At 57.4% G+C, this 12,053-nt stretch carries 12 protein-coding genes; 3 read left to right on the forward strand and 9 right to left on the reverse strand.

The window, feature by feature from the left end:
* Positions 1–46 precede the first annotated feature (46 nt).
* From ACO05M_RS01315 to murJ, 5 genes are all read right to left on the reverse strand, one after another.
* Positions 47–481: an FKBP-type peptidyl-prolyl cis-trans isomerase gene (locus ACO05M_RS01315; protein ID WP_421866897.1), complete on the reverse strand. Its 435-nt coding sequence runs from the start codon at positions 479–481 to the stop codon at positions 47–49.
* Positions 482–509: 28 nt separating this feature from the next.
* The gene (gene lspA / locus ACO05M_RS01320) at positions 510–1,004 is read right to left on the reverse strand and encodes a signal peptidase II (protein ID WP_421866899.1); all 495 of its coding nucleotides are present in this window, start codon (positions 1,002–1,004) and stop codon (positions 510–512) included.
* A 5-nt stretch (positions 1,005–1,009) separates the two neighbouring features.
* Positions 1,010–3,829: an isoleucine--tRNA ligase gene (ileS, locus tag ACO05M_RS01325; RefSeq protein ID WP_421866901.1), complete on the reverse strand. Its 2,820-nt coding sequence runs from the start codon at positions 3,827–3,829 to the stop codon at positions 1,010–1,012.
* A 91-nt stretch (positions 3,830–3,920) separates the two neighbouring features.
* Complete coding sequence (gene ribF, locus ACO05M_RS01330) at positions 3,921–4,853, reverse strand: bifunctional riboflavin kinase/FAD synthetase (protein WP_421866903.1); 933 nt, start codon at positions 4,851–4,853, stop codon at positions 3,921–3,923.
* Positions 4,854–4,934: 81 nt separating this feature from the next.
* Positions 4,935–6,428 (reverse strand): murein biosynthesis integral membrane protein MurJ, encoded by a 1,494-nt coding sequence (gene murJ / locus ACO05M_RS01335; protein ID WP_421870622.1) that lies wholly within the window; start codon positions 6,426–6,428, stop codon positions 4,935–4,937.
* 240 nt (positions 6,429–6,668) lie between these two features.
* Here murJ and rpsT point away from each other — a divergent pair, with 240 nt between their 5' ends.
* Positions 6,669–6,929 carry a 30S ribosomal protein S20 gene (gene rpsT / locus ACO05M_RS01340; protein WP_114697124.1) on the forward strand — a complete coding sequence of 87 codons (261 nt, stop codon included), beginning with the start codon at positions 6,669–6,671 and terminating at the stop codon, positions 6,927–6,929.
* A 107-nt stretch (positions 6,930–7,036) separates the two neighbouring features.
* Here the strand turns inward: rpsT and proB are convergent, their stop codons facing one another.
* From proB to rplU, 4 genes are all read right to left on the reverse strand, one after another.
* Entirely contained in the window at positions 7,037–8,161 is a 1,125-nt protein-coding gene (gene proB, locus ACO05M_RS01345; protein ID WP_421866905.1) for a glutamate 5-kinase, read from the reverse strand.
* 58 nt (positions 8,162–8,219) lie between these two features.
* A complete protein-coding gene (cgtA, locus tag ACO05M_RS01350; protein WP_421866907.1) occupies positions 8,220–9,425 on the reverse strand; it encodes an Obg family GTPase CgtA in 1,206 nt (401 codons plus the stop codon).
* Between the two features lie 125 nt (positions 9,426–9,550).
* Complete coding sequence (rpmA, locus tag ACO05M_RS01355) at positions 9,551–9,808, reverse strand: 50S ribosomal protein L27 (RefSeq protein WP_114697066.1); 258 nt, start codon at positions 9,806–9,808, stop codon at positions 9,551–9,553.
* 27 nt (positions 9,809–9,835) lie between these two features.
* A complete protein-coding gene (gene rplU / locus ACO05M_RS01360; protein WP_114697065.1) occupies positions 9,836–10,147 on the reverse strand; it encodes a 50S ribosomal protein L21 in 312 nt (103 codons plus the stop codon).
* A 272-nt stretch (positions 10,148–10,419) separates the two neighbouring features.
* On the opposite strand from rplU, the gene ispB reads away from it, so the two are divergent.
* Together ispB and fabA are read left to right on the forward strand one after the other, a co-directional pair.
* Positions 10,420–11,388, forward strand: coding sequence for an octaprenyl diphosphate synthase (gene ispB, locus ACO05M_RS01365; protein ID WP_421866909.1), 969 nt, complete (start codon positions 10,420–10,422; stop codon positions 11,386–11,388).
* Positions 11,389–11,490: 102 nt separating this feature from the next.
* Positions 11,491–12,006, forward strand: coding sequence for a 3-hydroxyacyl-[acyl-carrier-protein] dehydratase FabA (gene fabA / locus ACO05M_RS01370; RefSeq protein ID WP_421866910.1), 516 nt, complete (start codon positions 11,491–11,493; stop codon positions 12,004–12,006).
* The last annotated feature ends 47 nt before the right edge of the window (positions 12,007–12,053 follow it).

Here is a 12,053-nt window from a genome sequence, read left to right on the forward strand (position 1 = left end):
GCCAAAGTTCGACCCTTTTGAGCCGAAATCGGTTTAAAACAAGTGTTTAAATCATTTCTACAGACAGGATTTCAACATCAAAAAAGAGCATCCGACCGGCCAGCGGGTGGTTAAAGTCCACCATGACCTTGTCACCATCGATTGACTGCACCACCCCCGGCAGCTCGCCGGATGGATCGGCAAAGCAGATCATCAGGCCAGGCTCAAGCTCCATATCCTTAAAATCCGCGGTGGAAAAACGTTGCACATTGTTGGGATTCGGCATCCCGAAGCCCTGCTCCGGCGCAATACGCAGCCGGGCCTGCTCATTGGCACTCAACCCTTCCAACGCTTTTTCGAACCCAGGGAGCAAATTGCCGTCGCCGTATTCGAAGCTTGCCGGTGACTTCTCACGGGTGCTATCGACGACCTGGCCATCTTCCATCTCAATGGTGAAGTGAAGACTTACCCGGGTTCCCGGACCTACGGTTACGGCACTCATAGCAGCTCCCTGATTTGGTTAGTAGGAATTATGACGAAGGGCGATGCTGCTCCAAAAACAGCGCATCCCAGATTAACAGCACTGCACCCACGGTGATGGCGCAGTCGGCAATATTGAAGGCGGGGTAATAGTACTGCTGCCAATGCAGCGAGATGAAATCGATCACATGGCCCAGCAGCAGGCGATCGATCAGGTTTCCCAGCGCACCACCGAGAATCAGCGTCAAAGACACGCAGAGCAGCCGCTGCGTTCTGGGCGTACGACTGAGCCAATACAACAGGTAGCCGCCAACTCCGAGCGCAACAGCACTGAAGAACCAGCGCTGCCAGCCGCCCTGGTCGGACAGAAAGCTGAATGCTGCCCCCTTGTTGTACAGCAGGGTCAGATCGAACACCGGCAGCAAGGTAACCGGGCGGGCGTACTCCAGCATCGCATCGGCCAGTTGCTTACTGGCCTGATCAAGAACTAGGACAAGCAGGGCTAGCCAAAGCCAGCCCAGACCACTCTGTTTTAACAGATTCACGTGGATCAGGCGTAAGCGCGTTGTTCACCGTTGCCGGCGACATTCTCGACGCAACGACCACAGAGCTCCGGATGTTCGGTGTGGCTACCAACGTCTTCGCGCAGGTGCCAACAGCGGGTACACTTGCTGTGCTCGCTAACCCGAACCGCCAGTTTCAGATCATCCAGCTCGGTTTCCACCGCATCAGCCGGTGCTGCGTCCAGCAACTCCAACTTGGCATCGGAAGTGATCAGCACGAAACGCAGCTCATCGCCCAGACGCTCAAGCAGCGCCGTCAGCTCGGCACCACAATACAGGCTCACTTCGGTGGCCAGACCGGACTTGACCACACCGGCATTACGCTGATTTTCGATCTCTTTGTTGACCGCCGTTTTGACATCCAGCACCTGCTGCCAGAAGCCGCGACCGAAGGCTTCGTCGTCGGCCAGTTCGAACAGCCCCTCGTACCAGGTTTCGAGATGAATCGACTCGCCGCGCTCACCCGGCAGGTGCTGCCAGATTTCGTCCGCGGTGAAGCTGGTGATCGGTGCAACCCAGCGCGCCAGCGCCTCGATGATGTGGTACATCGCGCTCTGACAGGAGCGGCGGGCCAGCGAATCCGGCTGGGTGGTGTACTGGCGATCCTTGATGATATCCAGATAGAAACCACCCAGATCCAGCGCGCAGAAGTGATGCACCTTCTGATAAACACTGAGGAACTGGTAGTTATCGTAAGCCGCCAGGATCTCCTGCTGCAGCTGAGACGCCCGGTCGACCGCCCAGCGATCCAGTGCCAGCATTTCGTCAGCCGGCAGCAGATCCTTGGCCGGATCGAAACCGGTCAGGTTTGATAGCAGGAAGCGTGAGGTGTTACGGATCCGACGGTAGGAGTCGGCGGTACGCTTGAGGATCTCGTCGGAGACGGCCATCTCGCCGCTGAAATCGGTCGCCGCGACCCACAGACGCAGGATATCGGCACCGTACTTGTTCATCACCTGCTGCGGCGCAACCACGTTGCCGAGCGACTTCGACATCTTGCGGCCGTTCTGGTCAACGGTGAAACCGTGGGTCAGCACCTGCTTATAGGGTGCGACGCCGCGGACCGCGATGGAAGTCTTCAGCGAGGACTGGAACCAGCCACGATGCTGGTCAGAACCTTCCAAGTAAAGGTCAGCCGGGAACTGCAGCTCGTCGCGCTGATCCACCACCGAGTAATGGGTCACACCGGAATCGAACCAGACATCCAGGGTATCGTTGACCTTGATATATTGGTCGGCCCCATCACCCAGCAGCTCGTGGGTTTCCAGCTCAAACCAGGCGTCGATGCCGCCCTGCTCAACCCGCTTCGCCACCTGCTCGATCAGCTCGGCCGTATTCGGGTGAATCTCTTGAGTCTCCTTGTGGATAAACAGCGTGATCGGCACACCCCAGGTACGCTGACGTGAGACACACCAATCCGGGCTCTGCTCGACCATCGCTTCGATCCGGTTCTGGCCCCAGCCCGGGATCCACTTAACCCCTTTGATAGCTTCCAGCGCTTTCTCTTTCAGACCCTGCTCATCCATGCTGATAAACCATTGCGGTGTGGCGCGATAGATCAGCGGGGTCTTGGTGCGCCAGCAGTGCGCATAGCTGTGCTCGAACTTTTCGGACTTGATCAACTTGCACTCGTCGCGCAGCAGCGCCACGATCTCGTCGTCGACCTTGTAGACATGCTGACCGGCAAAACGTCCGGCCGCCTCGACAAAGATGCCGTGGCCATCGACCAGATTCAGGGTTTCGATGGCGTATTTCTGGCCAACCACAAAGTCCTCGACACCATGGTCGGGAGCGGTGTGCACCGCGCCGGTACCGGCATCGGTGGTCACATGATCACCCAGGATCACCGGCACCTGCTTGTCGTAGAACGGATGTTGCAGCAGCTGATGTTCAAGCGCCCGGCCCTGGCAGCGACCGGCGATACGGTAATCTTCGACACCGTAACGACCCATCGCATCTTCAACCAAGGCTTCGGCCAGCAGGATCCGCTCGGCACCGGTACCCAGGTCCAGCTCAACCAACACATACTCCAGCTCGGCATTCAGCGACACCGCTTGGTTCGACGGCAGGGTCCAGGGCGTAGTGGTCCAGATTACCGCGCTGGCAGGTCCCGTGCCTTCCAATTCGTTAAAGGCAGCCAGGAACGCAGCCTCATCGACCGGCGCAAAACGCACATCGATAGCGGTCGAGATCTTGTCCTGATATTCCACCTCGGCTTCGGCCAACGCCGAGGCGCCGACCACACTCCAGTAAACCGGCTTGTAGCCCTTCACCAGATGACCGTTTTCAACGATCTTACCCAGTGCCCGGATGATGTTGGCCTCGGTGTCGAAATTCATGGTCAGGTAGGGCTTATCCCAGTCACCCAGCACACCCAGGCGGATAAAGTCCTGCTTCTGCCCTTCGACCTGCTTCAGTGCATAGTCACGACAGGCCTGACGGAACTCCTTAAAGCTCTTCTTGGTGCCGGCCTTACCGATCTTGGTTTCGACCTTGTGCTCAATCGGCAGCCCGTGACAGTCCCAGCCCGGAATATAGGGGGCATCGAAGCCGCTCAGGTTCTTGGAGCGAACGATGATGTCCTTGAGGATCTTGTTGACCGCGTGACCGATATGGATGTCGCCATTGGCGTAAGGAGGGCCGTCGTGCAGCACAAACTTGTCGCGCCCTTGGCTAACCTGACGAATCTGCTGATACAGCTCCATCTCGTTCCAGCGCTTAAGCATCTCCGGCTCGCGCTGAGCCAGGTTGCCTCGCATCGGAAAATCGGTTTCGGGCAGATTCAGAGTATGTTTATAGTCGGTCATTGCGCGTCTTCACTTGTCGCTGAAGGGCTCCCCCACGGATACCTTCGTTAATAGGTTTTATCTAGTGTCGCTCTAGCCGGATAACAAGGCCCTAGCCCCGGCTTTCCCGCCAATTCCTGGCGAAGGCGATATCGTCGAGAATCTGCTGCTTGAGCGCCTCGACGCCATCAAATTTCTGTTCCGGCCGCACATGGGCTAAAAACTCAACCTGCAACCGCTGGCCGTAAAGCCGGCCTTGGTAGTCGAGCAAGTGCACCTCAAGCAGCGGGTGATCGCCGTTAACGGTTGGTCGCACCCCCACATTGGCAACCCCGGCCAAACGCTGACCATCCTCGGTCAGCGCATCCACTATGTAGACCCCGTCGAACGCCAACCGTTTTCGCTGCAACGAGATATTGGCGGTCGGCAAGCCCAGCTGGCGTCCCAGTTTACGACCATGGATCACCTTACCGCTGACTCGATAGGGTCGACCCAGTAAACGACGGGCCAATTCAAACCGGTGCTCGGCCAGAGTCTGACGGATCCGGGTACTGCTGACCCGCTCATCATCGATCAAATGGGTCCGCGTGTTGACCACGGTAAAATCGTGGCTGTTACCGTAGCGCTGCAGCAGTTCGAAGTCGCCGGCCCGATCACAGCCGAAACGGAAGTCATCTCCGACGACAAAATACTTCACCGCCAGCCCACTCAACAACAACCGATCGATAAACTGCTCGGCAGTCAAAGAGCGTAGCGACTGATTAAAGTGCAGGCAGAACACCCGGTCGATGCCATGATCACGGATCAGCTCGAACTTATCGCGGAAACGGGTCAATCGGGGTGGTGCTTTGGGGCCTTCAAAAAACTCCCGCGGCTGCGGCTCAAACACGATCGCCACCGACGGCAAGCCAAGTGCAGCGGCCTTTTCACGCACCTGTTCCAACACCCGGTGATGGCCCAGATGAACACCATCGAAGTTACCGATGGTCGCCACACAGCCCCGATGCTGATCGCGCAGATTGTGAAGACCTCTGATTAACTCCATGACCCCTGATATGCCAGCCTGTAAACAAACGCGGCATTATACATCAGCAGGATCGGTCAGAATACCGCCAAACCGGGCTGGTTAATGCTTCAAATGTCGTAAACGGATACCGCCGACAAACAACATCGCCAGATAAGCACCGCCACCGCCGATCACGCAGAGCGCCATCGCCTGAACTCGCTGCCAGAGCGACCACTGCAACCACTGCTCCGCGCCGGGTGCTAACCACAGGATCAACGCCGCCATCACCAGGTTGGCCAGCAGTAACTGAGCCCCGAAGCGCAACCAACCCGACTGCCAGCTCAGCACTTTCTGCTTCAGCAAACCGCGCATCAACAACCCTGCATTCAAGAACGCCGACAGCGAGGTCGCCAACGCCAGCCCAACGTGGGCCAACGGCACGATCAATGCCAGATTGAAGAGCATATTGGCCACCATCGCCCAGATTCCGATTTTTACCGGCGTCTTGGTGTCTTGGCGAGAAAAATACCCCGGCGCCAGCACCTTGATCAGCATAAAGGCCAGCAGCCCCAGACTGTACGCCCGCAGACTCATGGAGGCCTGGGTAACATCACCAGGCGTCATCGCCCCATACTGGAACAACGTAATCAACAAGGGTTCGGCCAGCAACCACAACGCCAACGCGGCCGGCAGCCCGATCAGCAACACCATCCGGATCGCCCAGTCGAGCATCGCCGCAAAAGCCTCGCCCGACTTCTCGGCATGCTTACGGGACAGATTCGGCAGGATTACCGTGGCGATCGCGATACCGAACACACCCAGCGGTAGCTCCACCAAACGGTCGGAGAAATAGAGCCAGGAAACGCTACCGGTCTGTAGCAGCGACGCCAGCACTGTATCCAGTAATAGATTGATCTGACTGACCGAGACCCCGAACATCGCCGGGATCATCAACTTGATGATCTTGCGAACACCCTCGTGGCGGAAGCCCAGCTTCGGATTCGGCATCAACCCGATCCGCAACAGGAACGGCAGCTGCAACAACAACTGCGAAACCCCGGCAATCAGCACCCCCCAGGCCAGCGCCATCACCGGTGTTTCCAACCAGGGCTGCAACCAATAGACCGAGCCGATCAACGACAGATTCAGCAATACCGGAGTAAAGGCGGGCACCGCGAAACGGTCATAACTGTTCAAGATCGCCCCACCAAAGGCGGTCAACGAGATCAGCAACAGATAAGGAAAGGTCAGCCGTAGCATCTCGACCGTCAGCTGGTATTTGGCTGCATCATTCAAATAGAAACCAGGGGCAAACAGCATCGCCAGGAACGGTGCCGCCAGCACGGCAACAGCGGTCAACAGTGTCAAAACCAACCCCAGCGAACCAGCGACCCGATCCACCAACACTTTGACTTCATTCAGGCTGCCCTGGGTCCGGTATTCCGACAGCACCGGCACAAACGCCTGCGAAAAAGCCCCTTCGGCAAACAGCCGACGCAGGAAATTGGGAATCTTGAACGCGACGAAGAAGGCATCCGCGCTGGCACCGGCCCCAAAACCATGGGCGATCACGATGTCGCGCACCAGCCCCATCACCCGCGACAACATGGTCATCAACCCGACCACTGCACTGGATCCGAGCAACGAGCGACGACGAGATGACCCGGCCGAATTATCCGTATCTGGCTGTTTCTGCACGACTCTTCCCAACGCCTCCAACACTTCAACCAAGTAGCGATCTAATAAGCAGCCGATAAACTAGCAAAAATGTTTGACAAGGCGCTAGCGAATATGAATAATTTCGCCTCTTCGTTTTTGATCTACCTTTTCGCGTTATATTTGAGGAGCCAGATTGTGGCAAATTCCGCAGGATCCAGAAAACGTGCACGCCAGGCAGAAACGCGCCGTAAGCATAATGCTAGTCTGCGCTCCATGGTACGCACCTACTTGAAAAAAGTTATCGCTGCTATCGAAGCTGGTGATAAAGAAGCTGCACAAGCTGTATACCCGAATGCTGTTTCAGCACTCGACAGCGCTGTTAGCAAGGGCATCTTTCACAAGAACAAGGCCTCTCGTCATAAGAGCCGCCTGAACGCCCAGATCAAAGCCCTGTAAGTCCAACTTACTGCGCTTAAAAAAACCGGCCATCGGCCGGTTTTTTTGTGGGCGGAATTCACAGCCTAGAAACCCACCCCAAAACATCAAAAAGAATCAAACCCGCATCAGGCCAGCACCAGGTTGTCCCGATGCACCAACTCCTCTTCGGCCATGTAGCCGAGAACAGCCTCGATCTGACTGCTCGATTTGCCGACAATCCGACCCGCTTCAGCCACGCCGTAGTTGACCAACCCCCGAGCGATCACCCGCCCTTGCTCATCAACGCACTCGACCATCTCGCCACGGGAGAAATCTCCACTGACTGCCTTAACACCCACCGGCAGCAGCGATCGACCCGAGTTAATCAAAACCTGCACCGCGCCGGCATCCAATACCAAGCGACCCTTCGCCCGCAGATGCCCCGCCAACCACTGCTTGCGTGCCGCCTGCGGCTCACAATCCGGGGTCAACAGCGTTCCCAACGACTCACCCTGCCGCAACCGCATCAGCACATCCGATTCACGACCACCAACAATGACTGTCGCCGCACCGGATCGCGCCGCCAAGCGCGCCGCCCGCAGTTTGGTCATCATGCCGCCACGCCCCAGCGCACCGGCACCGCCACCAGCCATCGCATCCAGCGTCGGATCTTCGGCCCGCGCCTCAGCGATCAGCTTGGCATCAGGATTGGAGCGCGGGTCGGCATCAAACAATCCCTGCTGATCGGTCAAAATAATCAAGCCATCGGCCACCATCAGATTGGCAACCAGCGCGCCCAGGGTATCGTTATCACCGAAACGAATTTCGTCGGTCACGACGGTGTCGTTCTCATTGATGATCGGCACCACACCCCAATCGACCAACGCCTGCAGCGTACTGCGCGCATTCAGATAACGCTTGCGATTAGAGAGATCATCATGGGTCAGTAGAATTTGCGCGGTATGCATCCCATGACGCTGAAAACCCGCTTCATAGGTCTGCACCAGCCCCATCTGCCCGACAGCCGCTGCAGCCTGAAGCTTGTGAAGCTCATGGGGTCGCCCTTCCATTCCCAGCCGCCGCATACCCGCAGCCACCGAACCGGAAGAAACCAACACCAGCTCGACACCCTGCTTACGCAGCGCCGCCATCTGGTCAACCCAGCCACCAATCGCCTGCTCATCCAAACCCTGGCCATCATTGGTCAACAGCGCACTGCCGATCTTCACCACCCAACGGGAACCGCGGGTCAGCACCTCTCTACCGCTCATGCATCAACCTTAATTGCATCCACTCAATCGAATTTACGAAAGCATCTGCGCAGCCGAATCAGGGCACATACTCCACTTCGACATCGTAATCATCATCGTCAAAGTCATCCCAATCATCATCGTCTTCAGCATCCTGCCGACGCTTGGCGCGATGCTGATCACGCAGTTGCTCGATACGCTCACGAGCCTCCTGCGCCAAGCGATCCTTGCGCAGCTTCTCCTGCTCAGCCAGCTCGGCATCATCCTGCTCCATCAGCTGACGCTGCTCGATATATTCCATCACCGCCTGACAGACCTGCATCGTACCTTGCTGACTGATCGCCGAAACCTCAAACACCGGCCCCTGCCAATCCAGCGCCTCAACCACCTCACGACAACGCGCTTCGCGCTCATCTTCCGGCACCAGATCCAGCTTATTGAGCACCAACCAACGCTCCTGCTCCGCCAGCGCCGGGCTGAACTTTTCCAGCTCCGCAATGATCGACTTGGCCGAATCGGCCGGCGCCACACCATCCCAGGGCGCCATATCGACCAAGTGCAGCAGCAACCGCGTCCGAGCCAGATGCTTCAGGAACCGAATCCCCAGCCCCGCCCCTTCGGCGGCACCTTCGATCAGACCAGGAATATCCGCCACCACAAAGCTGCGATCACGCTCGATACTAACCACACCCAGGTTCGGCACCAGCGTGGTGAACGGATAATTCGCCACTTTCGGCTTGGCCGCCGACACCGCACGAATAAAGGTCGACTTGCCGGCATTGGGTAACCCCAGCAAGCCTACATCGGCCAACACCTTGAGCTCGAGCTTCAGGTTACGCGACTCACCCGCCGACCCCTTGGTGGTCTGACGCGGCGCCCGGTTCACACTGGATTTGAAGCGGGTATTACCCAGACCATGAAAACCACCTTGAGCCACCTTCTCTCGCTGACCCGCCTCGGCCAGATCGCAAAGCACCTCTTTGGTGTCCTCATCGATCACCGTGGTTCCCACCGGCACCTTCAGCACCAGATCCTCACCCTTGGCTCCGGTACAGTTTCTACCCATACCGGCCTGACCATGCTCGGCCCGATACTGACGCTGGTAGCGATAATCGATCAGCGTATTGAGATTGGTGTCCGCCTCAAGCCACACCGAACCACCATCACCGCCGTCGCCGCCATCCGGGCCACCCTTGGCGATATATTTCTCGCGCCGAAAGCTCAGGCAGCCGTTACCACCCTTTCCCGCTTCGATACTGATGACGACTTCGTCGACAAATTTCATGATCTTCTCCGCTGCGCCACCATGGCTACTGCCACAAGCTTAGCGCGCACAAACAAAAAGAGCCCCGCCTGGGCGGAGCTCCTTAGAGAAGCAGCCGAGGCTGCTTGCAGACACTAAGTCCGTTATCAGGCGCTTACAACGCTGATATATTTACGGTTCTTAGGGCCTTTAACTTCAAACTTAACAACACCTTCAGCGGTAGCGAACAGGGTGTGATCCTTGCCGCAACCTACGTTGTCACCAGCGTGGAAACGAGTGCCACGCTGACGAACCAGGATGTTGCCAGCCAGAACTTTCTGACCACCGTAACGCTTAACACCTAAGCGTTTGGACTCGGAATCGCGACCGTTACGCGTACTACCGCCAGCCTTTTTATGAGCCATCGTATCTCTCCTCTAGCCCGTATCCGCTTAAGCGCTGATACCGGTAATCTTGATTTCAGTGAACCACTGACGGTGGCCCATCTGCTTCATGTGATGCTTACGACGCTTGAACTTCACGATACGGACTTTCTTACCGCGACCGTGAGCAACCACCTCAGCGTTAACCTTGGCACCTTCAACAACCGGCGCACCGATCTTGATCTCTTCGCCATCGGCAACCAGCAGGACTTTGTCCAGCTCGACGGAAGCGCCTTCTTCAGCAGTCAGCTTTTCAACCTTCAGGGTCTGGCCTTCGCTAACCCGGTACTGCTTACCACCAGTAACAACTACTGCGTACATGTCTCTCTCCAAATTTTGGTGCACCCGGCTACTAAAATTGCCTACTTCTAAGGGAATGCCGCTCAAACCAGATCCAAACGACCCGATAAAGCACAACCCTATAATAGGGAGCTTGAACAAAAACCTGTTCAAAGATTGGGCGAACCACAGGGGGGCGAATACTACTGCAAAGCCGATCTCGAAACAACTATTTCATCACCATCCTTTGGGATTTCTTGACACCCCCCATCCCCCCCCTTAGCATGCCGAAAATTTCCTGATTATCCCGTCGCATGCAGCCACATCAATTAAACCCCCAGATCGCCGACGATTTTGAATCGGTCAACCGCTTTATCCTCGACCACCTGCACTCCGGTGTCCCACTGGTAGAGAAGATCGGCCACTATATCGTCGAAAGCGGCGGCAAGCGGATCCGCCCTATTCTGGTGCTATTGGCAGCCCGAGGATGCAACTACCAAGGCGACCAGCACATCAGCCTGGCCGCGGTGATCGAATTTATCCATACCGCCACCCTGCTGCACGACGACGTGGTCGACACCTCGGACCTGCGCCGCGGTAAAGCCACCGCCAACGCCAAATGGGGCAACGCCCCGAGCGTCCTGGTCGGCGATTTCCTCTACTCGCGCGCGTTCCAGATGATGGTCGAGCTCAACAGCATGCCGATCATGGCGGTGATCTCCAACGCCACCAACGTGATCGCCGAAGGCGAAGTGCTGCAGCTGCTCAACTGCAAGAACCCGGATGTCGATGAGGCCAGCTACATGAAGGTGATCCTCGGCAAAACCGCGATGTTGTTCGAGGCGGCCACCCAGACCGGCGCCCAGATCGCCGGCGCCAGCGCCGAGCAGGAAGAAGCCCTGCGTCTCTACGGCCGTCACCTGGGCATCGCATTCCAGCTGATCGACGATGTTCTGGACTATCAGAGCTCGGCCGAAGAGATGGGCAAAAATGTCGGTGACGACCTGGCCGAAGGCAAACCGACCCTGCCGCTGATCCACGCCATGAAGCACGGCAGCGATGAACAGCGCAAGATGATCCGCCAAGCAATTCGCAAGGGCGGCCTGGAAGACCTGGAACCGATCCGTCAGGCGGTCATCGATACCGGCGCCATCGACTACACCTTCGAGCAGGCCCGCAACCAGGTAGAAAGCGCCCTGACCCAACTGGAACAGCTGCCGGACACCCCCTATCGCGATGTTCTGCGACAGCTGGCCGAACTGGCTGTCGATCGCCGCAGCTAAGGATGACAACCAATTAGGCCGTTTTCTCCGATTGACTGTCGAAGACGGCCCCAAACCGCTATAATCGCCGCTTCTATCTCTACACGAAGGACCTTTGCCCCTATGAGCAGACCCTCCTCTTTCAATCGCGACGAGCTTCTCCAATGCGGCCACGGACAGATGTTCGGCCCCGGTAACGCTCGCCTGCCGATCGGCAATATGCTGATGGTGGACCGAATCACCTCCATCACCGAGGACGGTGGCCAGTACGGTAAAGGCGAAATTCGCGCCGAGCTGGATATCAACCCTGACCTGTGGTTCTTTGCCTGCCACTTCGAAGAAGATCCGGTCATGCCGGGCTGCCTGGGCCTCGATGCCATGTGGCAGATGGTAGGCTTCTTCCTGGGCTGGAAGGGCAACCCCGGTCGCGGTCGCGCGCTGGGCTCAGGCGAAGTTAAGTTCTTCGGCCAGGTCCTGCCGACCGCCAAGAAAGTCACCTACCACCTGGAGCTCAAGCGCGTTATCGAGCGCAAGCTGGTGATGGGTATCGCCGACGGCTCCCTGAGCGTTGACGGCCGTGAGATCTACACCGCCAAAGACCTTCGGGTCGGACTGTTTACGTCAACGGACGATTTTTAAGCGGTTGATTTGACCTAATACAACTCGATCCGCGCTCGGGACTGTTC

Origin of the sequence: Motiliproteus sp., from assembly GCF_965230735.1 — a bacterium.
Classification (GTDB): domain Bacteria; phylum Pseudomonadota; class Gammaproteobacteria; order Pseudomonadales; family Balneatricaceae; genus Motiliproteus.

Excerpts from the sequence above, each read along its gene's own strand:
- ACO05M_RS01315 (WP_421866897.1), bottom strand. The coding sequence starts at position 481 with ATGAGTGCCGTAACCGTAGGTCCGGGAACCCGGGTAAGTCTTCACTTC.
- ileS (WP_421866901.1), bottom strand. The coding sequence starts at position 3,829 with ATGACCGACTATAAACATACTCTGAATCTGCCCGAAACCGATTTTCCG.
- ribF (WP_421866903.1), bottom strand. The coding sequence starts at position 4,853 with ATGGAGTTAATCAGAGGTCTTCACAATCTGCGCGATCAGCATCGGGGC.
- murJ (WP_421870622.1), bottom strand. The coding sequence starts at position 6,428 with ATGACCATGTTGTCGCGGGTGATGGGGCTGGTGCGCGACATCGTGATC.
- proB (WP_421866905.1), bottom strand. The coding sequence starts at position 8,161 with ATGAGCGGTAGAGAGGTGCTGACCCGCGGTTCCCGTTGGGTGGTGAAG.
- cgtA (WP_421866907.1), bottom strand. The coding sequence starts at position 9,425 with ATGAAATTTGTCGACGAAGTCGTCATCAGTATCGAAGCGGGAAAGGGT.
- rpmA (WP_114697066.1), bottom strand. The coding sequence starts at position 9,808 with ATGGCTCATAAAAAGGCTGGCGGTAGTACGCGTAACGGTCGCGATTCC.
- rplU (WP_114697065.1), bottom strand. The coding sequence starts at position 10,147 with ATGTACGCAGTAGTTGTTACTGGTGGTAAGCAGTACCGGGTTAGCGAA.
- ispB (WP_421866909.1), top strand. The coding sequence starts at position 10,420 with ATGCAGCCACATCAATTAAACCCCCAGATCGCCGACGATTTTGAATCG.
- fabA (WP_421866910.1), top strand. The coding sequence starts at position 11,491 with ATGAGCAGACCCTCCTCTTTCAATCGCGACGAGCTTCTCCAATGCGGC.